Origin of the sequence: Methylotenera sp., from assembly GCF_029945705.1 — a bacterium.
In the GTDB taxonomy this organism is placed as follows: Bacteria; Pseudomonadota; Gammaproteobacteria; order Burkholderiales; family Methylophilaceae; genus Methylotenera.
In genome coordinates this window covers 12,190-34,361 of sequence record NZ_JAQSDC010000040.1, presented here as the reverse complement: position 1 = coordinate 34,361, position 22,172 = coordinate 12,190, and the positions used below count along the sequence as shown (strand labels likewise).

Annotated in this window: 23 protein-coding genes; 8 read left to right on the top strand and 15 right to left on the bottom strand. The window is 42.9% G+C overall.

The window, feature by feature from the left end; translation table 11 throughout:
- Window positions 1-13 precede the first annotated feature (13 nt).
- The 5 genes from PSU78_RS08485 (at window position 14) to ppa (ending at window position 4,782) form a co-directional block, all read left to right on the top strand.
- Window positions 14-1,213: a phosphoglycerate kinase gene (locus tag PSU78_RS08485; protein WP_300387013.1), complete on the top strand. Its 1,200-nt coding sequence runs from the start codon at window positions 14-16 to the stop codon at window positions 1,211-1,213.
- 102 nt (window positions 1,214-1,315) lie between these two features.
- Window positions 1,316-2,770 carry a pyruvate kinase gene (pyk, locus tag PSU78_RS08480; protein WP_300387011.1) on the top strand — a complete coding sequence of 485 codons (1,455 nt, stop codon included), beginning with the start codon at window positions 1,316-1,318 and terminating at the stop codon, window positions 2,768-2,770.
- Window positions 2,771-2,928: 158 nt separating this feature from the next.
- Window positions 2,929-3,831 carry a phosphoribosylaminoimidazolesuccinocarboxamide synthase gene (locus tag PSU78_RS08475; RefSeq protein WP_300387009.1) on the top strand — a complete coding sequence of 301 codons (903 nt, stop codon included), beginning with the start codon at window positions 2,929-2,931 and terminating at the stop codon, window positions 3,829-3,831.
- An 18-nt stretch (window positions 3,832-3,849) separates the two neighbouring features.
- The gene (locus tag PSU78_RS08470; RefSeq protein WP_300387007.1) at window positions 3,850-4,131 is read left to right on the top strand and encodes a DUF1232 domain-containing protein; all 282 of its coding nucleotides are present in this window, start codon (window positions 3,850-3,852) and stop codon (window positions 4,129-4,131) included.
- A 102-nt stretch (window positions 4,132-4,233) separates the two neighbouring features.
- Window positions 4,234-4,782, top strand: coding sequence for an inorganic diphosphatase (gene ppa / locus PSU78_RS08465; RefSeq protein WP_300387005.1), 549 nt, complete (start codon window positions 4,234-4,236; stop codon window positions 4,780-4,782).
- A 76-nt stretch (window positions 4,783-4,858) separates the two neighbouring features.
- On the opposite strand, the gene PSU78_RS08460 is transcribed toward ppa, so the two are convergent.
- The 3 genes from PSU78_RS08460 to PSU78_RS08450 form a co-directional block, all read right to left on the bottom strand.
- Window positions 4,859-5,551: a VIT family protein gene (locus PSU78_RS08460; RefSeq protein ID WP_300387003.1), complete on the bottom strand. Its 693-nt coding sequence runs from the start codon at window positions 5,549-5,551 to the stop codon at window positions 4,859-4,861.
- Between the two features lie 141 nt (window positions 5,552-5,692).
- Window positions 5,693-7,726 (bottom strand): sodium-translocating pyrophosphatase, encoded by a 2,034-nt coding sequence (locus PSU78_RS08455; protein WP_300387001.1) that lies wholly within the window; start codon window positions 7,724-7,726, stop codon window positions 5,693-5,695.
- 298 nt (window positions 7,727-8,024) lie between these two features.
- Complete coding sequence (locus tag PSU78_RS08450; protein WP_300386999.1) at window positions 8,025-8,441, bottom strand: DciA family protein; 417 nt, start codon at window positions 8,439-8,441, stop codon at window positions 8,025-8,027.
- Between the two features lie 44 nt (window positions 8,442-8,485).
- On the opposite strand from PSU78_RS08450, the gene PSU78_RS08445 reads away from it, so the two are divergent.
- The 3 genes from PSU78_RS08445 to PSU78_RS08435 all read left to right on the top strand — a co-directional run bounded on the left by PSU78_RS08445 (window position 8,486) and on the right by PSU78_RS08435 (window position 12,561).
- Window positions 8,486-9,415 (top strand): M23 family metallopeptidase, encoded by a 930-nt coding sequence (locus tag PSU78_RS08445; RefSeq protein WP_300386997.1) that lies wholly within the window; start codon window positions 8,486-8,488, stop codon window positions 9,413-9,415.
- Window positions 9,416-9,569: 154 nt separating this feature from the next.
- Window positions 9,570-12,296, top strand: a complete 2,727-nt coding sequence (secA, locus tag PSU78_RS08440; RefSeq protein WP_300386995.1) for a preprotein translocase subunit SecA — start codon at window positions 9,570-9,572, stop codon at window positions 12,294-12,296.
- 67 nt (window positions 12,297-12,363) lie between these two features.
- Window positions 12,364-12,561, top strand: a complete 198-nt coding sequence (locus tag PSU78_RS08435) for a DUF1289 domain-containing protein (protein ID WP_300386993.1) — start codon at window positions 12,364-12,366, stop codon at window positions 12,559-12,561.
- 40 nt (window positions 12,562-12,601) lie between these two features.
- Here PSU78_RS08435 and PSU78_RS08430 read toward each other — a convergent pair whose 3' ends face one another.
- The 12 genes from PSU78_RS08430 to rsxC all read right to left on the bottom strand — a co-directional run bounded on the left by PSU78_RS08430 (window position 12,602) and on the right by rsxC (window position 22,139).
- Window positions 12,602-13,363, bottom strand: coding sequence for a putative DNA-binding domain-containing protein (locus tag PSU78_RS08430; RefSeq protein ID WP_300386991.1), 762 nt, complete (start codon window positions 13,361-13,363; stop codon window positions 12,602-12,604).
- The gene (locus PSU78_RS08425) at window positions 13,360-14,220 is read right to left on the bottom strand and encodes a DUF692 domain-containing protein (RefSeq protein ID WP_300386989.1); all 861 of its coding nucleotides are present in this window, start codon (window positions 14,218-14,220) and stop codon (window positions 13,360-13,362) included. Before PSU78_RS08425 ends, PSU78_RS08430 begins: the two co-directional genes overlap by 4 nt.
- 51 nt (window positions 14,221-14,271) lie before the next feature.
- Window positions 14,272-14,652, bottom strand: coding sequence for a hypothetical protein (locus tag PSU78_RS08420; protein WP_300386987.1), 381 nt, complete (start codon window positions 14,650-14,652; stop codon window positions 14,272-14,274).
- A 45-nt stretch (window positions 14,653-14,697) separates the two neighbouring features.
- Window positions 14,698-14,958 carry a zf-HC2 domain-containing protein gene (locus PSU78_RS08415; protein WP_300386985.1) on the bottom strand — a complete coding sequence of 87 codons (261 nt, stop codon included), beginning with the start codon at window positions 14,956-14,958 and terminating at the stop codon, window positions 14,698-14,700.
- A gap of 19 nt (window positions 14,959-14,977) precedes the next feature.
- Window positions 14,978-15,535: a sigma-70 family RNA polymerase sigma factor gene (locus tag PSU78_RS08410; protein WP_300387159.1), complete on the bottom strand. Its 558-nt coding sequence runs from the start codon at window positions 15,533-15,535 to the stop codon at window positions 14,978-14,980.
- An 11-nt stretch (window positions 15,536-15,546) separates the two neighbouring features.
- A complete protein-coding gene (locus PSU78_RS08405) occupies window positions 15,547-15,990 on the bottom strand; it encodes a DUF1841 family protein (RefSeq protein WP_300386983.1) in 444 nt (147 codons plus the stop codon).
- A gap of 66 nt (window positions 15,991-16,056) precedes the next feature.
- On the bottom strand, window positions 16,057-17,148 hold the full coding sequence (locus tag PSU78_RS08400; protein WP_300386981.1) for an FIST C-terminal domain-containing protein: 1,092 nt from the start codon (window positions 17,146-17,148) through the stop codon (window positions 16,057-16,059).
- Window positions 17,145-17,804, bottom strand: a complete 660-nt coding sequence (gene nth / locus PSU78_RS08395) for an endonuclease III (protein WP_300386980.1) — start codon at window positions 17,802-17,804, stop codon at window positions 17,145-17,147. Before nth ends, PSU78_RS08400 begins: the two co-directional genes overlap by 4 nt.
- Window positions 17,805-17,809: 5 nt before the next feature.
- Window positions 17,810-18,490, bottom strand: coding sequence for an electron transport complex subunit E (locus PSU78_RS08390; protein WP_300386978.1), 681 nt, complete (start codon window positions 18,488-18,490; stop codon window positions 17,810-17,812).
- Window positions 18,491-18,499: 9 nt separating this feature from the next.
- Window positions 18,500-19,147 carry an electron transport complex subunit RsxG gene (rsxG, locus tag PSU78_RS08385; protein ID WP_300386977.1) on the bottom strand — a complete coding sequence of 216 codons (648 nt, stop codon included), beginning with the start codon at window positions 19,145-19,147 and terminating at the stop codon, window positions 18,500-18,502.
- A 17-nt stretch (window positions 19,148-19,164) separates the two neighbouring features.
- Complete coding sequence (gene rsxD, locus PSU78_RS08380) at window positions 19,165-20,184, bottom strand: electron transport complex subunit RsxD (RefSeq protein ID WP_300386975.1); 1,020 nt, start codon at window positions 20,182-20,184, stop codon at window positions 19,165-19,167.
- A gap of 29 nt (window positions 20,185-20,213) precedes the next feature.
- On the bottom strand, window positions 20,214-22,139 hold the full coding sequence (gene rsxC, locus PSU78_RS08375; protein ID WP_300386973.1) for an electron transport complex subunit RsxC: 1,926 nt from the start codon (window positions 22,137-22,139) through the stop codon (window positions 20,214-20,216).
- Between the last annotated feature and the right edge of the window lie 33 nt (window positions 22,140-22,172).

The window sequence follows — 22,172 nt, the reverse complement described above, 5'->3', positions numbered from 1 at the left end:
GGAGTTTCAGGGTATGAATGTAATTAAAATGACGGATTTAGATTTGAGTGGAAAGCGCGTTTTAATACGCGCAGATTTAAATGTACCAGTCGCCGATGGCAAAGTTACCTCTGACGCACGTATTACGGCATCGATGGCAACGATTGAATATGCGCTTAAAGCTGGTGCAAAGGTGATGGTAACATCGCATTTAGGTCGTCCTGAAGAAGGTGTTTATTCAGAAGAAAACTCATTAAAACCTGTGGTTGATGTAATTTCTGCCAAACTAGGTGACTTTTATACTTCAGTAAAACCTGTACGTTTAGTTAAAGATTGGGTAGATGGTGGTTTTGAAGTCGCTGCTGGTGAGTTGGTTGTATTAGAAAACTGCAGATTTAATAAAGGTGAGAAAAAAAGCAACGACGAATTGTCACAAAAATATGCCAAACTTTGTGACATATTTGTCATGGATGCATTCGGCACAGCGCATCGTGCAGAAGCTTCAACGCATGGTGTGGCTAAGTTCGCGCCTGTTGCCGCCGCAGGTATTTTATTGGTGAATGAGTTAGATGCCTTAACAAAGGCGCTGCTAAGCCCAGCACGTCCGATGGTGGCAATTGTTGGTGGTAGTAAAGTTTCCACTAAACTGACCGTGCTTGAGAGCTTGTCAGAAAAAGTCGATCAAATGGTGGTGGGTGGTGGTATTGCCAATACTTTTTTGAAAGCTGTAGGAAATGAAGTGGGTAAATCACTGTGTGAAGATGATTTAGTGCCAGTGGCTCGCACCTTAATGGACAAAATGAACCAAAGAGGAGCGGCGGTGCCTATTGCAGTAGATGTCGTTTGCGGTAAGAAATTTGATGCGAATGAGCCTGCAATCAAGAAAGATGCAGCTGATGTGGCTGCCGATGATATGATTTTTGATATTGGCGCGAAATCTGCTAATGAAATAGCAGAGATCATTAAAAATGCAGGTACTGTGGTTTGGAATGGTCCAGTAGGTGTTTTTGAATTTGACCAATTTGGCGAAGGTACAAAAACAATTGCTCACGCCATTGCAAACACAAAAGCTTTCACATTGGCAGGCGGTGGTGACACGATTGCCGCGATACAAAAATATGGTATCGAAGATAAGGTCGATTATATCTCCACAGCAGGTGGTGCATTTTTAGAGTTTTTAGAAGGCAAAAAATTGCCAGCCGTTGAGATACTTGAGCAAAGAGCCTCAGCTTAACTTTTCTCAAATTAGCAATACAAAAAATGGGGCGATAAGCCCCATTTTTATTTGAATTTTAAGCTTATACTTATAGTAATAAAGAGTTGAAAAGGCATTGCATTGACATTACGTAAAACAAAAATTGTTGCAACACTAGGCCCATCCTCTAATAGTGAGGAAATGCTGGCACGCATGATTATGGCTGGTGTAAACGTAGTGAGATTAAACTTCTCGCATGGAAGCGCAGAGGAACATATTAATCGGGCAGAAATGGTGCGTGCCATTGCCTTGAAATTGAACCGCCCGATTGGCGTACTGTGTGATTTGCAGGGGCCGAAAATACGTATTGGTAAGTTTGAGTTAGGCAAAATCACTTTAAAAACAGGTGACATTTTTATCCTAGATTCTGATTGTCAGTTAGGTAATCAAGATCATGTGGGTTTGGATTACAAAACATTACCGCAAGAAGTTGTAGAGGGCGTTATTCTGCTGCTAGATGATGGCCGCATTACCATGCAAGTGGATAGAGTAAAAGGCAATCAGATTCATTGCTTGGTGATGAATGGTGGCGTATTAAGCAATAATAAGGGTATTAATCGCCTTGGCGGTGGTTTGTCGGCTGAAGCGCTTACGGAAAAAGACCGTGAAGATATTCTAACGGCAGTTGCACTAGAAGCGGATTATGTTGCCTTGTCATTTCCTAGAACAGCATTAGATGTGGAGCTTGCTCGCGTGTTAGTGCAACAGGCTGGTGGTAAAGCCAGTATTGTTGCCAAAATTGAGCGTGCGGAGGCAATTGATAATTTAGAGTCTATTATTGATGCCTCCGATGCGATTATGGTTGCGCGAGGCGACTTAGGGGTGGAAGTCGGTGATGCCGCTATTCCAGGCTTGCAGAAACGTATGATACGCATGGCGCGTGAGCAAAACAAATTAGTGATTACGGCTACGCAAATGATGGAGTCTATGATTACCAGTCCAATTCCAACGCGGGCTGAGGTCTCTGATGTGGCTAATGCAGTATTAGATGGTACGGATGCGATCATGTTATCGGCTGAAACAGCGGCAGGACAATATCCCTTAGAAAGTGTGCAGGCAGTCCATCGCGTGGTAATGGAAGCCGAAAAAGAATATTACATTCAACCGCATGTGCGAAGAGTAGAGCAAGTATTCCTTAAGACTGATGAAGCGATAGCCGCAGCTGCAATTTATACCGCGCAGCACTTAAAAGTGAAGGCGATTGCGGCACTTACGCAGTCTGGAAATGCTGCACAATGGCTATCTCGAGCAGATTCAGAAATGCCGATTTATGCACTCTCACCAGATAAATATGCGCGAAGGAAGCTTACCCTGCATCGCGGCGTTTATCCGTTTCCTATTGAGCAAGGCACAAAAAATAGAGATGAAATTCTACGAGAAATGGAGCAAGTCTTATTGCAACAAAAGGCGGTTGAGTTGGGCGATATAGTTTTACTCACATTTGGCGAGCCGATTGGTAGCCCAGGCGGGACAAATACACTCAAAATAGTGAAAATTGGTGAGAATAAACAAGCCCAGTTAGATTCATTAGCTTGATGAGTATCTGGCGCCTCAACCAAAACGAATCAGCTGAATTCGTCAATTCGTCGCTCAAGTTTATATAGATAAAGTTTATAATAAGATAACTGTGTTTTTATCTGCATTACTTAACTCACCTTATAAATAAACTGTATAAACAAAGCAAAAAAATTAATATGAACAAACCTTTATTAGAAACTTCCATCCAAAGTCTTAAACGCATCCATCAAGGTAAAGTGCGTGATATTTATGATATTGATGCTAATACCATGTTGTTGGTCAGCACAGACCGCCTGTCTGCTTTTGATGTGATACTGCCGACGGGCATTGCTAATAAAGGCGCTATGCTGACGCAGATGGCTAACTTCTGGTTTGAAAAGCTTAAAAATGTTGTGCCAAATCATTTAACTGGAATTGACCCAAAGTCTGTGGTGAGCAGTCCTGCAGAACAGGCTCAGCTTGGCTCGCGTGCGGTAGTCGTAAAAAAGTTAAAAGCTTTGCCTATCGAAGCGATTGTGCGTGGTTATTTAGTAGGTAGCGGCTGGAAAGAGTACAAAGCCAAAGGCACAGTGTGTGGTATTACATTACCAGCTGGACTGCAAGAAGCCTCTCAATTGCCTAAGCCAATTTTTACGCCATCCAGCAAAGCGGCCGTGGGTGAGCATGACGAAAATATTAGCTTGCAGCAATGTGCCGATTTGATTGGTCAAGACATGGCTGAGCAGGTCGCAAAAGTTGCTATTGCGCTCTATCAACAAGCCGCGGAATATGCGCTGACTCGCGGCATTATCATTGCCGATACTAAGTTTGAGTTCGGTTTAGATGCAGATGGTGTATTACATGTGATGGATGAAGTGCTCACGCCAGATTCATCACGTTTTTGGCCAGCGGATAGTTATGCTGTCGGTAGCAACCCACCAAGTTACGATAAGCAATTTGTACGTGACTGGCTGGAAAGTACAGGCTGGAATAAAGTGGCTCCAGCACCGGCCTTACCTGCAGATGTCGCACAAAAAACCAGTGAAAAATACATGGAAGCGTTTGAGCGTTTAACTGGCCACCCGCTTGTTGCTGATTGAGTTGTTTAGTAATGAAATATGTTTGAAAAACTAAAGTCGTTAACTAAACACCTTAAACAGGAGTTTGAGGTTTATCGCTTGGTGCTTAAACACCCCCGAACGCCTCTGCCTGCAAAGATATGTTTATGGCTAGCAATAGGTTATTTGTTGTTGCCGTTTGATTTGATTCCAGATTTTATTCCAGTATTAGGTCAGCTAGATGATGTCATCATCATTCCACTTTTGCTGTATATCGCGTTATTCTTCATTCCCAAAGAAATCATACAAAGCTGCCGAGAGCAGGTTAAAGTCATAATTTAGTTACAAGCCTTTGATACGATGGTCAATCTGCTTGCTATAATTGCGGCTCAAAATTAGATCTCAGAAAATTAACCAATACATTTTATTCTCTAGGAAAAAGCAATGTCGTTAAATGATGTGCCAACCGGCAAAGACGTACCAAATGACTTCAATGTCATCATTGAAATCCCGATGCAAGGTGATCCAGTTAAGTATGAAGTTGATAAAGAAAGCGGCGCGATTTTTGTAGACCGTTTTATGGGTACTGCCATGCAATATCCCACTAATTACGGCTACGTGCCGCATACGCTTGCTGATGATGGCGATCCTGTAGACGTATTGGTGATGACGCCAGTGCCTTTGATTCCTGGCGTAGTTGTGCGTTGCCGTCCATTAGGTGTGTTGTTAATGGAAGATGAAGCAGGTCTAGATGCTAAAGTGTTAGCTGTGCCAGTTGAAAAAGTATGTGGTTTGTATGGCCATTTGAAAGCGCACACAGATGTTTCTGACTGGCGCTTGAATATGATTTCACACTTTTTTGAGCACTACAAAGATTTAGACAAAGGCAAATGGGTAAAAATCAATGGTTGGGGTGATATTGACCAAGCGAAAAAAGAGATTCTAGAAGGTGTAGAAAATTATAATAACGCTATGGTAAAACCAGCGTTTTAAAGTTTGAGTTAGACTTTAAGTTATCAATAAAAAGGCAGCTTTAGCTGCCTTTTTATTTACTTCGTTTCGTAGTTGATTAGGCTATAGCAACACCAAACAGGCTACCAACGCCAGCCGTAGCGGCCATTGCCAATGCTCCCCAAAATGCAACCCGTCCAGTGCCTATCCAAATGTTAGCGCCTCCCACTTTAGCCGCTAAACCGCCAAGTAAAGCTAGAAATGCTAGTGATGTCACTGCGACAAAAGGCACAATATTAGCTGCGGATGCAAAAAATGCGATGAGTAAAGGTAATGCAGCACCAATCGCAAATGTGCCTGCAGAAGCCAATGCGGCTTGTATAGGGCGTGCATTCATGGCATCTATAATTCCAAGTTCATCTCTCGCATGCGCCGCAAGTGCATCATGTGCTGTGAGCTGAGTCGCCACTTGTTTGGCAAGCTCATGCGTTAAACCGCGCTGCATGTATATACCCGTGAGTTCTTCTAGCTCATGCTCAGGTTGGGTCGAGAGCTCATCTTGCTCGCGGACTAAATCTGCTGTCTCGGTATCCGCCTGTGAGCTCACTGAAACATATTCACCAGCAGCCATCGCCATGGCGCCAGAAACCAAGCCAGCCATACCAGTCAGTAAAATATTTTGATGGGTGGCATGCGCGGTCGCAATGCCAATAATCAAGCTGGAAGTTGAAATGATGCCATCATTTGCGCCTAAAACTGCCGCTCGTAGCCATCCAATGTGGTGTGAGCGATGAAATTCAGAATGTCTCAAGTGGTTTCCCTAATTTAACGGAGATGACGATAGTTGCATCATCTTCATACAGTGCTATCTATTAGATTGCTATTTTATCCTAGCCCATAAAAAAGGCGACCGAAGCCACCCTTTTTATTTTAACTTTGTTTATCAAGTACCTTACATATGCAGCAATGGCACAATCAGTAAAGCCACAATGTTGATGATTTTAATCAACGGATTTACCGCAGGGCCTGCCGTATCTTTGTACGGGTCACCAACAGTGTCGCCAGTGACAGCGGCTTTGTGCGCTTCTGAACCTTTACCACCATGGTTGCCATCTTCGATATATTTTTTCGCATTGTCCCAAGCACCGCCGCCTGTACACATAGAAATTGCAACAAATAAACCTGTCACAATCGTACCCATCAATAAGCCACCTAGTGCCACAGGGCCAAGTAATAAACCTACTGCAACAGGTACAGCCACTGGTAAAAGTGAAGGAATCATCATTTCTTTAATCGCGGCAGTGGTAAGCATATCTACTGCTTTGCCGTATTCTGGTTTAGCTGTGCCTTCCATAATGCCTTTGATGTCGCGGAATTGGCGGCGTACTTCTTCAACCACAGCACCAGCTGCGCGGCCAACGGCCTCCATCGCCATCGCAGCGAACAAGAACGGAATTAAGCCACCAATAAACAAGCCAATAATCACCATTGGGTCGCTTAGGTCAAACTTAACGTCGATACCCGCACCTTGTAGCTTGTGTGTGTAATCGGCAAACAACACCAATGCCGCTAAGCCAGCAGAGCCAATCGCATAGCCTTTAGTTACAGCTTTGGTGGTGTTGCCAACCGCATCTAACGGGTCAGTCACATCGCGTACTTCTGCGGGTAAGCCTGCCATTTCAGCAATACCGCCCGCATTGTCAGTGATAGGGCCATAAGCATCTAAAGCCACTACGATACCCGCCATGCTGAGCATAGAGGTTGCCGCAATTGCGATGCCGTATAAGCCGCCTAAATGGTGTGACACGAAAATCGCCACGCACACTGAAAGTACTGGCCAAGCAGTCGATTTCATTGAAATTCCAATACCCGCAATGATATTAGTTGCGTGACCTGTTGTGGAAGCTTGTGCAATGTGCTTCACAGGCGCGTAATCCGTACCTGTGTAGTACTCGGTAATCCACACTAATGCCGCTGTGAGGACTAAACCAACTGCGCAAGCGCCAAATAATTGATTTGCAGAGATAGTCAAATCACCAGCAATCAAACCTTCAGGGAACATTTTCATGGTGACAAAGTAAAATGCAGCCAAAGATAAAGTACCCGCTACAGCTAAGCCTTTATATAAAGCGGGCATCACATTTCTCATGCCAGGTGATGCTTTGACAAAGAAGCAGCCAATGATAGAGGCTACAATAGAAACAGCAGCCAGCATCAACGGGTAGAGTGTGCCATTGGCACCAGCATTAGTGAGTAACAGGCTGCCTAACACCATGGTCGCAATTAAAGTCACGGCGTAAGTTTCAAACAAGTCGGCTGCCATGCCGGCGCAATCACCCACGTTATCGCCTACGTTATCGGCAATTACGGCAGGGTTACGGGGGTCATCTTCAGGAATACCTGCTTCAACTTTGCCTACTAAGTCTGCGCCAACATCAGCTCCCTTGGTAAATATCCCGCCACCTAGACGTGCAAATATGGAGATAAGTGATGAGCCAAAAGCTAAGCCAATAAGCGGATTCAAGTCTGTTGCAGCTTCGCCACCCAAATACCAGTAGAAGCCTGCCACGCCTAAAAGCCCTAAACCAACCACCAGCATACCTGTGATTGCGCCACCTTTAAATGCTACATCTAATGCAGGAGCAATACCGCCAGTTGCGGCTTGTGCCGTTCGTACGTTAGCTTTGACTGACACATTCATGCCGATGAAGCCGCAAGCACCAGATAAAACAGCGCCGATAACAAAGCCAATAGCAGTGGTGATATTAAGAAACACGCCAATTAAAATGGCTAGAATAATACCGACGATGGTGATGGTTTTATATTGGCGAGCTAAATATGCCGCTGCCCCCTGTTGAATTGCGCTGGCGATTTCTTGCATGCGCGCATTGCCTGCTGGTAAATTGCTAATCCATTTACTCATTACTACACCGTATAACACCGCTAGAATAGCGGCACCGACGGCAATCATTATTGGTGCTGACATGACTTCTCCCTATCTAAATTTTTATAAATCGCTAACTTAAAACAATATTTAAAAACTAAATTTAAAATGTTAAAAATAAAACAAATACAAATTTAAGACTAAGTGCCAAAAACCTTACCAAATCTGATGCTGCAATTTACTTCAATCAAGTGACTTTAATAATGTAAATAATTTGTAACAACGGTTCATTATTGCACTATTAAGCGCGGCTAACAACCTATAGATTAATGGATGGTTTTTGGATATTTGACGATAGAAAAGAGGTGGGAGGAGTTCTAGAAACAGTATGATTTATATTTCACTTCGCTTTTGTAGCTAATCGAGCCAGCGCCTCACCAAGCGGCGTGCCAGAGAGTTTTTCGGAGAGTTGATTTAGTTCGGTTGCAGCATGCAAACTCAGCATTTTAATGCGTTTTGCTTTAGGTGGTGGGGTAGATTTTACTTGCACTTTCACCTGAATTGAAGTAACTTCACACCCTTGGTTTTCTAGCTTAATCAATAAGCTAGGTATAAAAAGTTTAATTTTTGCGGCGACAGCATTGTTGTCAGCAAATAAATTAAATTGTTTATTTTTAATGCTGCTTGCATGGCTAAATTTTGCCAAACTATCAGGCGCAACCGCTTTCCAGATTTCTTGTGCAGCTTGAGCCTCTAAGTTGCGCGCATTTAATGCAATTAGCTCGGGTTGTTTAAGTAGCGAGTTAAACTGGCGCATGATAAAGGCCGGTATGAATAACTGGAGTGGTAATTAGGGCTGCTATGAATATCATTTTTGTCTCAAATAACATGGCGAAAGCAAAAACGCTATCAACGCTACAAGTAGGTTTGATAGCGCTAATACTAATATTGTTACCAGTAGTCATCATTCTATTTCTGATTGTGCCACAGGAGTCTGCAACGCAACAAGGGGATAAATCACTGATTCCCTCAAAACTTAAACTTGCATTCGGTATTAATAATCCACAAAAACATTTAGATGCTTACGCGCTACAGTTGGGTGAGTTGCAGGCACGCATTATGCGCCTTGATGCGCAAAGCGAGCGTCTTGCTAAGTTGGCTGGTGAAAAAAAACCTGTAGCAGACAAAATTGCGCCAATAAGCCCTAATCTAGGCACTAATGCTGGTAAGGCTGACCCCGCTAGTCGTGGCGGCCCGTTGGTGCTTAATGCTCCAATTACCGAGTTAGATTTACAGCAAAAAATCACTGAAACCATGGCTAAAATTGATTTTGATACTGACTATCTAAGTGATATAGAAGCAAAGTTGTTGCAACAAGGTGTATTGAAGGGCATGTTACCTAACAGTAGCCCGATCAATGCTGCGTTTAATTCATCTAGCTATGGCTGGCGTATTGATCCATTTAATGGCAATAAGGCGTTTCATGAAGGCTTGGATTTTTCTGCGTCTGAAGGTACACCAATCTATGCAGCGGCTGGCGGTATAGTCACAACCGCAGAACGTACACCAGATTATGGTAACATTGTAAAAGTTGATCACGGGTCTGGTTTAGAAACACGCTATGCTCATGCTTCAAAACTAATGGTTAAAGTTGGTGATCGTGTAGAAAAAGGCCAAGTGGTGGCATTGGTTGGTAGTACAGGGCGCTCGACAGGCGCACATTTGCATTATGAAATTAGGTTAAATGGTAATGCATTAGACCCTAGAAAATATCTTAAAGCTAGCAATTGAATTTATAAGAATAAGCCCAATATATGAGGCAACTAAACGTTAAGAAGCATCCTAAAATATAAAGTAAAGAATTTTGCACTTTGCGGTGCAGCTTATAAAAACTATCCTTCATTAAAAAAGCATTTATCCTCTCAAGTCGAAAGTCACTCATTTCATGATATCTACGTTGTTCAAAAAATTATTTGGTAGCCGTAACGACAGGTTAGTTAAGCAATATGCGCAAAAAGTACAGCAAATTAATGCGCTAGAGCCTGCCATGCAAGCTTTATCAGATGAAGCTTTAAGAGCTAAGACTGAAGAGTTCAAGCAGCGTTATGCCAAAGGTGAGACCTTAGACCAATTAATGCCAGAAGCCTTTGCTGTGGTGCGTGAGGGTGGTAAACGTGCGCTCGGTATGCGTCATTTTGATGTGCAAATGATAGGTGGCATGGTGCTCAATGCTGGAAAAATCGGCGAGATGCGTACTGGTGAAGGTAAAACTTTATGTGCGACATTGCCAGTTTACCTCAATGCGTTAGCGGGTAAGGGCGTTCATGTCGTGACAGTGAATGACTATCTGGCTAAACGTGATGCTGAGTGGATGGGCAAGCTTTATAATTTTTTAGGTCTCTCAATCGGTATCAATTTATCGCAAATGCCAACGGACTTAAAGCGCCAAGCTTATGCGGCGGATATTACTTACGGTACTAATAATGAATACGGCTTCGATTATCTGCGCGATAACATGGTGCACAGAAGTGAAGATCGCGTTCAGCGCGGTTTAAGTTATGCTTTGATTGATGAGGTTGACTCAATTCTTATCGATGAAGCACGTACGCCGTTGATTATTTCTGGCCAAGCGGATGACAGTATTGCGCTCTATAATCAAATTAATGTGGTTGCGGCTAAGTTGGTTGCACAAACTGAAGAGGAAGGCTCTGGCGATTTCTGGGTTGATGAAAAAGGCCAAAATGTTGTCATGTCTGAAGAAGGCCATGAGCACGCTGAAAATTTACTGACAGAAGCTGGTTTGCTTGCAGAAGGTTCAAGTTTATATGAAGCTTCTAACATTACTTTAGTGCATCACTTATACGCATCATTGCGTGCGCGTAATCTTTATCACAGAGATCAGCATTATGTTGTTCGTGATGGTGAAGTTACGATTGTGGATGAAATCAATGGCCGTATGATGCCAGGCCGTCGCTGGTCCGATGGTTTGCATCAAGCGGTTGAAGCTAAAGAAGGCGTTGAGATTCAAAAAGAAAATCAAACGCTGGCTTCTATCACATTCCAAAACTACTTCCGTATGTATACCAAACTTTCTGGTATGACGGGTACTGCAGATACCGAAGCGTATGAGTTTAATCAGATTTATGCGTTAGAAACAGTGGTAATTCCAACGCATCGCCCTATGCTGCGTAAAGACAATATGGATAAAGTGTACCGTACAGCGCAAGAAAAATATGCTGCGGTTATTTTAGATATTAAAGACTGCCAAAGTCGCGGTCAGCCAGTATTGGTCGGTACTACTTCTATTGAAAATTCAGAGCTGATTTCTAAGTTATTGAACGCTGAAAAATTAGAACATCAAGTGTTAAACGCGAAACAACATGAGCGCGAAGCGCATATTATTGCCCAAGCAGGCCGTGCTGGTGTCATTACTATTGCTACTAATATGGCAGGTCGCGGTACCGATATTGTTTTAGGTGGTAATCCTGAGACTGATATAGAAGCCGTTAGACATGATGCAGCAATTAGCGATTCTGAAAAAGAAACTCGAGTAGCGCAACTTAAAGCAGAGTGGCAACAACGTCACGAAGCTGTATTGGCCGCTGGCGGCTTGCATATTGCAGGTACTGAGCGCCATGAGTCACGTCGTGTGGATAATCAGTTACGTGGTCGCTCTGGTCGTCAGGGTGATGCGGGTTCAAGTCGCTTTTACCTTTCATTAGAAGATCAACTACTGCGTATTTTTGCCTCTGATCGTGTTTCAGCGATTATGGAAAAGCTAAATATGCCTGATGGTGAGGCTATTGAGCATCCATGGGTCACGCGTGCAATTGAAAATGCGCAACGTAAAGTTGAAGGTCGTAACTTTGATATTCGTAAACAATTGCTTGAATACGATGACGTAGCAAATGATCAGCGTAAAGTGATTTACGAGCAACGCAATGAGTTATTAGAAGCGGCTGATGTTGCTGACACTATTAAAGCGATGCGTGAAGATGTGCTGACGAGCATGATTGCAACCCACATTCCACCGAACAGTGTTGAGGAGCAATGGGATATACCAAGTCTAGAGCGTGAGCTGAAAGCTGAGGCAAATTTAGATATTCCGTTGCAAAAAATGCTGGAAGATAATCCAGATCTGCATGAAGAAACCTTACGTGAGCGCGTGATTGATACGGCGAATAGCCTTTATGTTGAGAAAGAGCAACAAGCTAGCCCTGATGTGATGCGCCAGTTTGAGCGTTCTGTGATGTTGCAAAGTTTAGACAACCATTGGCGTGAACACTTGGCTGCACTAGATCATTTACGTCAAGGTATTCATTTGCGCTCATATGCACAAAAAAATCCTAAGCAAGAATATAAACGTGAAGCATTTGAATTGTTTGAAGGTTTACTCAATACCGTGAAAAGCGAAGTGACTAAAGTGACGATGCTCGTTCAAGTGAAAACTGAGGCAGATGTTGAAGTGGTTGAAAAGCCAGTGGAATTAGAAAATGTGCATTATCAGCATGCTGACTATGATGAAGCTTTAGCCAATCCAGAGGATACTGAAGCAGCACTATTAGCCAACGGTCAGCCAGTTATACGTGATGGAGTAAAGGTCGGCCGTAATGATCCATGCCCATGCGGTTCTGGCAAAAAATATAAACAATGTCATGGCGTATTGAGTTAATTAAAAATTAAGCTAATTAAAGTCAAGTTAATTACACCCACACTAAATTCTGAAAAGCGTTAATTTTATGTCTGACAATATACAAGCAGAAGTTAAGTCACCTTGCATAGGCGTTTGTGCAATGGATGATGAGAGTGGTTTGTGCCATGGTTGCTATCGCACTATTGATGAAATTAAAGCTTGGTGGGATATGGGGCGAGACGCGCAAAAGGAGTTGCTAGTCACGCTTGAAGAACGGCAGTTGCAGCAAGTGAGCTTTGATTAATCAGGCTTTAAGTTCTAACTTACAAGGTTAAGCAACAACTTCAATACACCCCAAGAATCACACCTTGGCTTCTTAAGTCTTCCAATATATCTAAGCCAAACTGGATAATGCTTTCAGTTTCGACCTGATTTATCTCGATTGCAAGCATGGTAAGTGCTTGCTCACAATTTACTTTATTTTGCTTCAGTATTTCAATTAATCTATAAGTAATGCTATTGAGTTCTATAAACTTTACTTCAAGCTCTGTATTTCGGAAGACTAAAAGCTGTGTATTTTCTTTCACGCTAGGTTTATAACGAGGAGATATTTTTTGCACGGCATATTCGTAATTGAGTAGCTGCATTGCGGGTTCAAATGCAGGCTGATTCATACGTAAATTACCTATTGCATTGATATTACGTTTATCTGTTTCATCCTTCATAGTTGAAACTAGCAATTCAACCCACTCGTAGTGACAAAGGCTTGTTAGATAAGGTGGGAAATTCTCTGGCGTAAGTGCATGAATGTTTGACAGGTATGCAAGAAACTCTTCAGGAATCTTTCTAAAAATAGGCGTTGATGAAGAGTGTTCACTAAAGAAGCCGCGGATTAACTTATGCCATGCACGCTTGCCGATGACCTTTTGCACGACAGGAAAACAAGCTGAAACTGATTCAAAGAGGTTATTGAATACAATCTCTTTGTAAACATCCATGCCCTTGTTTTTTACATTTTTTGGCCTAGGTTGATTGAGTGGGTCGCGGATATGCGAAGTGAATGCCAGTTGGTACTTCTGAAAGCTAAGCAAGTCCTTAGTCATCATTTGACATGTCGTTGATAGTCAGCAATTTTGTTCACTTCACGCATCAGCAATGGCAAAAGCGGTATGTTATTGTCACGCTCCAAACAGGTGGGGAATGCGCCAAATAATTGGTAAGCCTCTTCCAGCAACGCCCATACGGGGTCTATTACATCGGCACCATGGGTATCAATCAGTAAGTCTGGCGCTTGCTGATAATGTCCAGCCATGTGCGCATAAACAATACGTTCACCAGGAATACCTCGTAAAAACTCATGCGCATCAAAGCCGAAATTAACACTATTCACGTAAATATTGTTGATATCTAAGTGCAGTAAGCAATCAGCCTCAGTCAACACAGCATTTAGAAAGCTCAATTCATCCATACTGGAGATGGGTGCTTGCACATAAAAAGACGCATTTTCTATCGCGATGCGTTGCCCAAGAATGTCCTGAGTTTGGCGTATACGTTTAGCAACATAATGCACAGCCTCTTCAGTGAATGGAATCGGTAGCAAGTCATATAGATAACCTTGTTGACCTTTATATCCATCAGTTGAGTAGCTTAAGTGTTCGGTATAGAGCGGAATATTGTATTGCTGTAGAAACTGCTTCACTTGGTGCAAGAAGTTTATGTCGAGTGGCGCTAGGCCGCCAAGTGAAAGACATAAACCATGGCAAGCTATGGGATAGCGCTCAGCAAACCAATCAAGTTGCTTTGCTGCTTTGCCGCCAATATCTATCCAGTTTTCTGGTGCGATTTCAACGAAATTAAGATTGGCAATAGAGTTATCGCCAAAAACGGCTTGGATTTGAGGAATAAGCTCACGCTTTAGCCCCAAGCCCACGCCGTTAATTCTGCTGATTGTCTGATTAAACATCACCATATTAACGGCTAAAACAGTGATGTTTCATCAGATAACACATCAATATTATTTTGCTTTGTTTTTCATCTCAGCACTGCAATTACCATCTTTCATTTTTTCGGCACTGCAAGAGCCTTCATGCGCTTTTTCTGCAGAAGCTTTCATTTCTGCACTACAAGAACCGTCCTTCATCTTCTCAGCGCTGCATGAGCCTTCTTTTGTTTTTTCAGCTTCTGCTTTTTTCATCGCAGCTTTTTTGTTTGCACCACATTTGCCAGTGCTGCATTTGCCATCTTTCATTTTGGTATCGGCATCAGCCACTTGATAGCCAGATGATAATGATTTTGCCGCAAATGGATTTTGCGCTGCAGCCATTGAAGTCGTTGCGATTGATAAAGCGAATGCGCCGCTAAGAGCAAGAGCGATAGTTTTTTGCGTGTTGTTCATGATAAATCCTTTAAAAAATTAAATGATAAAACTTAAAATATGCGTTTAATGATGATTAGAATCAATTGCCTGACTAATTCTGGCTTTCGCGTCTACAGTAAGTTGTATAGTGTCGTCATTTTCAGTGTCATGTTTCATGCGCTGAACTACAGTTTTAATTAAATGTAATTGCTGATTGAAACGTGTGCAAGCATTACAAATAAACAAATGAAACTTTAATTTCATGCGGTCAGACCGTGACAAAGGATTATCTAATGACTGCGAGATAATCTGGCTGGCTTGTTTACACGTAAGCATTAATTTCATTTTATGAGTTTCCATATTACTAACCTGTAATCCAGTTTATTTCCAGACATTTTCTTAATCCCATTCGAGCTCTATACAACATCACCCAAGCATTGGTCGCGGTAATATCAAGTTCCTTACAAATATTTTCATTATCAACTTCATGGACATCCCGCATCATGAAAATAGCCGCTAATTTAGCTGGCAGCTTGTCCATACAGCCACTTAGAATACTAAGAAATTGTTTTTGTTCAAGTGCGTTTTCTGGCATGTCCAGTGTTTGTGGTTTATCCAGCCAATGACCGCTCTTATCAAAAAAGTCATCCATACTGCTGTCTGATGCATCTAAATCTATTAGATCAGAAAGCGGTTGTTCACGAATTTTTTTACGTTGCAAATCGATAATTTTGTGTTTGAGTATGCCAGTTAACCAAGTTCTGGCAGAAGAGTTGCCTTCAAAGCTATCACTCTTAATCGCGGCCAGCATGGTTTCCTGTACAGCGTCTTCAGCCTGATGAGGATCACGTAGCCTTGCTAAGGCAAAGCGATATAGATAGTCGCCATGGTCATTTAGCCAGTCATTGACATTTTTATTCATTCGATTTTCAATCATGTCATTAGTCCTGACCTTTGTTTTAGTAAGTTCAAATAATGTTCAGAATCTAAAGCTTGACTATTACGCTGCGATTGCCAGATGGTTTCTGCTAGGCAATCGATTAAATCGTGATACGCAAGATGCGTATCGTTGTGCTGCAGGCGTAATTTATCATAAATCTGCGCGATGCCAATTGGCTGGTTAATGCTGATTTGCTCTATCACTGATAAATGCAGGGTGATATGCAGGAATGGATTAGTTTCGCCCATTTCAGGAAAATACTGTTGGTGCATAAAACGCTCTGGCGAATCCAATATCACATGATATTCAGGATGCATTTGTATGACTTCTACCGCTATTTTCTCTAAATCAGTCAGACTTAATTGCTGTTTGAATTTAGACCAAGCATCAAACAAAAATTGACGGGCTTGATCGCGAGTAGGATTGTATAAACTCATAAAATTATAAATAGGACTTTGAAATAGGCTGTTTTTAAATAGATTGTATTTTAAATGGATAGACTCTTAAATTAAGTCACTGTCTTCTGCAAATAAACTGAGTACAGCCGAGTAAGGCAGCAGCTGGTTTTTACCTGCAATATTCGAAATCTCACCGTTTCCATAAAACCCTAACAATGGCATATTGGGTAGTTGTTGGGCAATGACTTTTAAATCATGATCAATGCCGTCATAAAAGGGTCCGCGACCTAAACAAGAGAACAATAGCCCAAATGCTGGCGTCGCGCCTAGCTCATCAGTTAATTGTTGCGTTGTTAATACCAAATCTGCTTCAGCAACAACTTGGTCGCGTAAGCCCCAACTTAAAAACTGTCCCACTCTAAGTGGCTGCGCTAAGGTAATGCTGCCGGTATTTTCATCAATACTGATTAAGTTGGTTTGATTAAATTCGCCCTGGTTAATCGCTTCCGCACTATCGGAATAGATGGCCATCATTAAGTGTAGCGGGGCTGGGGCATTAATCTTGCCATGCGTCTTCCAAGCCTTTTGTAAGGTAGTTAACGGTGGTTTATTGTCTAATTGCGTAATGTCAAAGTCATTGGTTTGTTGAATTTGTTTGGGTTTGGTGAGCATTTTAAAGCCATGGGACGCTTTGGTTGCCAACTTCACGCCAGAAATGTATGCATCTACTTTTCCTTTATTTCCACCTTTAGCATTTTGCCAGACCGAGAAGGGTCCTTGGCCCACAACATCACCAGATATACCACCGTAACGAGCATTGCCGTCATTCAGCCAAGTACTATTAATCGCATTGGGGGCGCTAATGGTGAGTAGCACTTGTTCAGGCTGATGATGCTTTGCAGTTTGTATACTCACATCGCCCTCAAACACCATCACAGCGGCAGCGGGAGAATCTAAAACCCAGTCTTCCTCTGTAAATATACCCGTCGCTGAGCAGCCAAACACTTGTGTGCAGTTTGCGGCTTTTGCTGCGGCAGTAATCGCGGGTTGCGGGTCATCTGCAAATTCGGAGGTAAGGAGTAGTAACACACTTGATGCAACGGTAATGTCCGCCTTTAACATGGCGATAGATACGGCTTCAGCCACCAAGGCAGGGCTGGCTTTATTGCCGAGTACTAGGGCGGTCGCGACTTTCATGACTGACTTGAAGTTGGATAAGTAGCGTATTCTTTTGCGCCGTACTCGCATAAGTCTTGAATACAACATTCGGCACATTTTGGTTTACGCGCGGTGCAAACATAACGCCCATGCAAGATGAGTAAATGATGCGCATCTTGCATAAATTCTTTGGGTATCGTTTTTAGATACTTCATTTCAACTTCTAAAACAGTTTTGCCTGTTGCCAGTTTAATGCGATTGCCTAGTCTGAATAAATGCGTATCTACTGCAATCGTGGGTTCACCAAACGCAGTGTTTAAAATCACGTTGGCAGTTTTGCGACCAACACCAGGTAAAGCCTCTAAGCTTTTTCGATTATTAGGTACTTGCGAATCATGCTGTGTAATCAGCATTTGGCAGGTGGCAAGCACGTTCTTTGCCTTTGCGTGATATAAGCCTATCGTTTTAATGTAAAACTCTAAACCATCTACACCTAAGGCCAGAATGCTTTCTGGTGTATTGGCGATAGCAAATAGTTTATCGGTGGCAAGGTTCACACCCTTATCAGTCGCCTGAGCGGATAAAATCACCGCAATTAATAGCTCAAACGTACTGCTATGCTTGAGCTCTGTCGATGGATTCGGGATAGCTACGCTTAAGCGCTTAAAGATTTCAAAGCGTTTTTGCTCATTCATGAATATTAATGACTAAGTGCTGGTTTGAGATTAGGCGCAGGCGTATTAATTTTAGCGGTTTTTCTAATTTCTATCCAATTACGCACCGCGATGAGTGTACCTAAACCTAAAAATGCGCCAGGTGGTAATACGGCTAATAAGAAGCCATGATAGTCAGGAATGATGTAAAGCTGTTTAGGCATGTTGCTAAATACTAAATCTAAGCCTGATAATACCGTGCCTTTACCTATAAGCTCACGCATAGCACCTAGCAAACCTAGCACCAACGTTAAGCCCAAGCCCATCATAAAACCATCCAACATCGATGGTACAGGTGCATTCTTCGCGGCAAATGACTCTACACGTGCCAGTACAATACAGTTCACCACAATGAGTGGAATAAAGATGCCTAATACTTTGTGCAATGAGTGAGCGAAGCCGTTGATCGATAAGTCAATCACTGTTACGAGTGCCGCAATGACCAAAATAAAAACAGGCACGCGGATTTCGTTAGGTACAAATCTACGCACTGGTGAAACAGAGCCGTTGGCAGCGGCCATGACTAATGCGGTGGCAAAGCCTAAACTTAATCCATTCACTGCGCTAGTAGTTACGGCTAAGGTTGGGCACAAGCCCAGCAACTGAACTACGCCAGGATTTTGTTTCCACAGACCATTGATGCTAATTTCTTTATAAAGGTTGCTCATGGCTAATTCCTATTGATTTTTTGACTCAATTGCAGCAACTGCAAAAAGTGTTGTTTTATTCACATCATAAAATTGCAACGCTTTATAAACAGCTTTCACAACTGCGCGCGGTGTGATGGTTGCGCCGACCATATAATCAAATTTACCACCATCTTTTTTTACATGCCATTGCTCAGTTGGTGTTTTATTGACAGATTCATCATTGAATAGTTTTATCCAGTTACCACGTGCAATATCAATATAATCGCCTAGTCCAGGGGTTTCTTTATGCGTGAGTACGCGGACGCCACTGATTGAGCCATCTGCACGAATCGCAATCAGTAATTTAATGTCGCCGCTGTAACCATCATGTGCAATGGCTTCTAGTATTACACCCGCAGTTTTGTTGTTGAGTTTTGCGATGTTGGCAACTGTGGGTTGGTGATTGCCCAGTTGTTCATTCGGTGCAATTTCAACACTATCTTTTAACAAATCGTTATCGTAGGTGCTTTCAGGCAATATTTGTTTGAACAGTGCCAAGCGCGCTTCTTTTTCGCTAGCTTCGATAGGCGCACGCGTAATGTCGAATACGTAAGCAAGCATTGCCGTACCAACAAAAGCAAAGGCTACCAGCGTGATGGCCGTTTTTACTGCATGTTTAAATATGGTTTCTTGCATACTGTTTTATGCCCAGACTATTTTTTATGACCAAAGACGCGAGGTTGTGTATGAGCATCAATCAATGGCACACACATATTCATTAATAACACCGCAAATGCCACGCCATCTGGGTAGCCACCATATACACGTATTAAATAAGTGAGTATGCCAACACCTGCCGCAAAGTAAAGTTTGCCGCGGGGTGTGGTTGGCCCACTGACTGGATCGGTAATAATAAAAAATGCACACAACATTGATGCGCCGCTCATTAAGTGAAATAGCGGGTTAGCGTAATGAGCAGGGCTGATGGCATAAAACACAAGTGAGATTGTCGCTAAAGCTGCTAGAAATGCGGTTGGTAAATGCCAGCTAATAATGCGCTGTTGGATTAAGTACAAACCACCAAGTAAGTAGGCGCCAGTCACGACTTCGCCACCTTTTGCGCCAAACTGTCCAAATATAGGCGCCTCTGTAATGCTGGCCACTTCATGTTTAAGCATCAATTGTGTTTTTAGGTAGTCGAGTGGTGTAGCGGAAGTAATCGCATCTACTTTAATATCATTTGGCAGCACATGGCTAAAAATAAAGTTTAATTGTTCCATAAAACTTAACGGGTGATCAGCCAATAATAAGGGTGCTGGCCACTTAGTCATTATCAATGGAAAAGAAATCAACAATACCGCATAGCCGACCATTGCAGGGTTAAACGGGTTATAACCTAAGCCACCGTATAGTTGTTTAGCAATGACAATGGCAAAAAATGTCCCTACAACGACTAACCACCAAGGCGCTAATGGTGGCAATGCCAAAGCTAGTAACCATGCAGTTACTACGGCACTCATGTCCATTAAATAAGGCTTAATTGGACGCTGGCGGATTTTAAGTAACATGGCTTCTGCCACTAAAGCCGTTGTAGTCGCGATGGTAAGAGACACTAAAATGCCGCCGCCATAAATCCATGTGTAAGCGATAATGCCCGGCACCAACGCCAGCAGCACTTTGAGCATAATAATGCTGACGGATGGTGCGTCGGTGATGTACGGTGAGCGGTTCAAATGATTTTCCTATTCATTCTGGCTTTTTGTTATTCCGGCTTTTTAGTTTCTGTAGCCAAGTTTACTTTTTCGCGTATTGCCTCAGTTTGATTAATTTCGGCCTGAACAGCCGCACTTACGTTTTCAACATTTTTAGGTGCTACGCCTGCTTGTGCCGCGGCTAACTTTTGCGCTTTTGCGCGTTCAATCGCGGCGGCGATAAGTGCTTGTTTGTCCTGTTTGGCTTTCAGTTCTGCGGCTTCTGCCTCTGGCGTTTTAGTGGTTTCAGTAGCTGCAACATTTTCTTTTGGCGATTCTGCTGCATTCGCCGAGGCTAATTTCTGCGCTTTAGCACGAGCAATCGCTGCAGCAATGGCGGCTTGTTTGTCAGTGGCTGCAGTGGTATTCGCTTCAGTATTGGGCATAGCTTCCTGATTTTCTGAAGGTTTCTCTTTCGTAGTTTCTGCTGATGAGGTTTCAGTCGATTTAGCTTCTGCCTTGCCAGCTTGCGCACGCTCAGCATGTTTTTGCGCGCGTTCTAGTTTTTCACGTTCAATTCGCGCTAATCTAAAATCATTGCGCTCGCGTGCTAAGTCAGCGGCTTCTTTGGCTTTATCCAAGGCGATAATTTCACTTTTTGCATAGCGATAATATTGCACTAATGGAATATCACTTGGGCATACATAAGTGCAGCAACCACACTCTATGCAATCAAATAAATTATAGTCGCGCGCTTTTTCAAAATTATCTGCCTTTGAAAACCAATACAACTCTTGCGGTTGTAAGTTAACTGGGCAAGCGTCCGCGCAACGCGCACAACGTATGCAGGGCATGGCAGGTGGCGGCGCTGCAAATAAATTGGGTGCTGCAGCAATAATACAGTTTGCCGCTTTTGTAATCGGCACTTGCTCGTTAGGTAAATCAAAGCCCATCATTGGGCCGCCCATGATGTAATGTGTGGTATCAACTTTGGCACCGCCAGCTGCGGCTATTAACGATTGCAGGGGCGTGCCAAACAACACTTCAAAATTTTGCGGCTTAACAACATTGCCAGTCATCGTCACTATGCGGTTGATGGAAGGTTCGCCGAATTCAAAATAACGATAAACCGCCAGCAAAGTGGCAATGTTAAATACTTGTATGCCAACGTCAGTCGAGCGTTTGTCATTAGGAATTTCAACATCAAGTAGCAGATGAATCAAGCGCCGCGCATCACCACTCGGATAAAGTGTAGGGACGACTTTTACTTGCATCGCTTTATTGGCGCAAGCAACTGACATTGCACTGGCGGCTTGAGGTTTATTATCCTCAATGCCAATCATACATTTTTCTGCTCCTAGCAAAGATTGTACGATTTCTATGCCTTTGATAATTTGCTCTGCACGTTCGCGCATCAGCATGTCATCGCAAGTGATATAAGGCTCGCACTCGGCTGCATTGATCACTAAGGTATGTACGTTAGACTTGCCGTTTGTGCGCAATTTAATGTGTGTAGGGAACGTTGCTCCACCCAAGCCCACAATGCCTGATGAACGTAGGCTATCTACTAGCACTTTTTTATCGGTATTTCGCCAGTCTAATGGTTGTAATTGCGCCCAAGTATCTTTGCCATCTGGTGCTAGCATGATGCACATATCTGGCAGACCAGATGGATGAGGAATAACTTGCTCGCTAATGGCGGTAATCGTGCCAGAAGTTGGCGCATGGATTGCGGCAGACAATGCGCCCTCAGGCTCTGCAAGCATTTGACCTTTTAGTACAAAGTCGCCCACTTGAACTAAAATTTTAGGAATGTGACCAACATGTTGGCGCAATGGCAATATGAGTTTTTCTGGCATAGCAAGCTGGGCGATAGGCAGCGTGGTTGACTCCGCCTTGTGATCATGCGGATGTACGCCACCATTGAATTTAAAGACATCTTTATTACTAGAGACGCCGTGAATTAAATTGCTAGCAAAGTTGATAATTGCATTCATGCTTAAGTTTTATTTATCTTGGATTTATTTTTT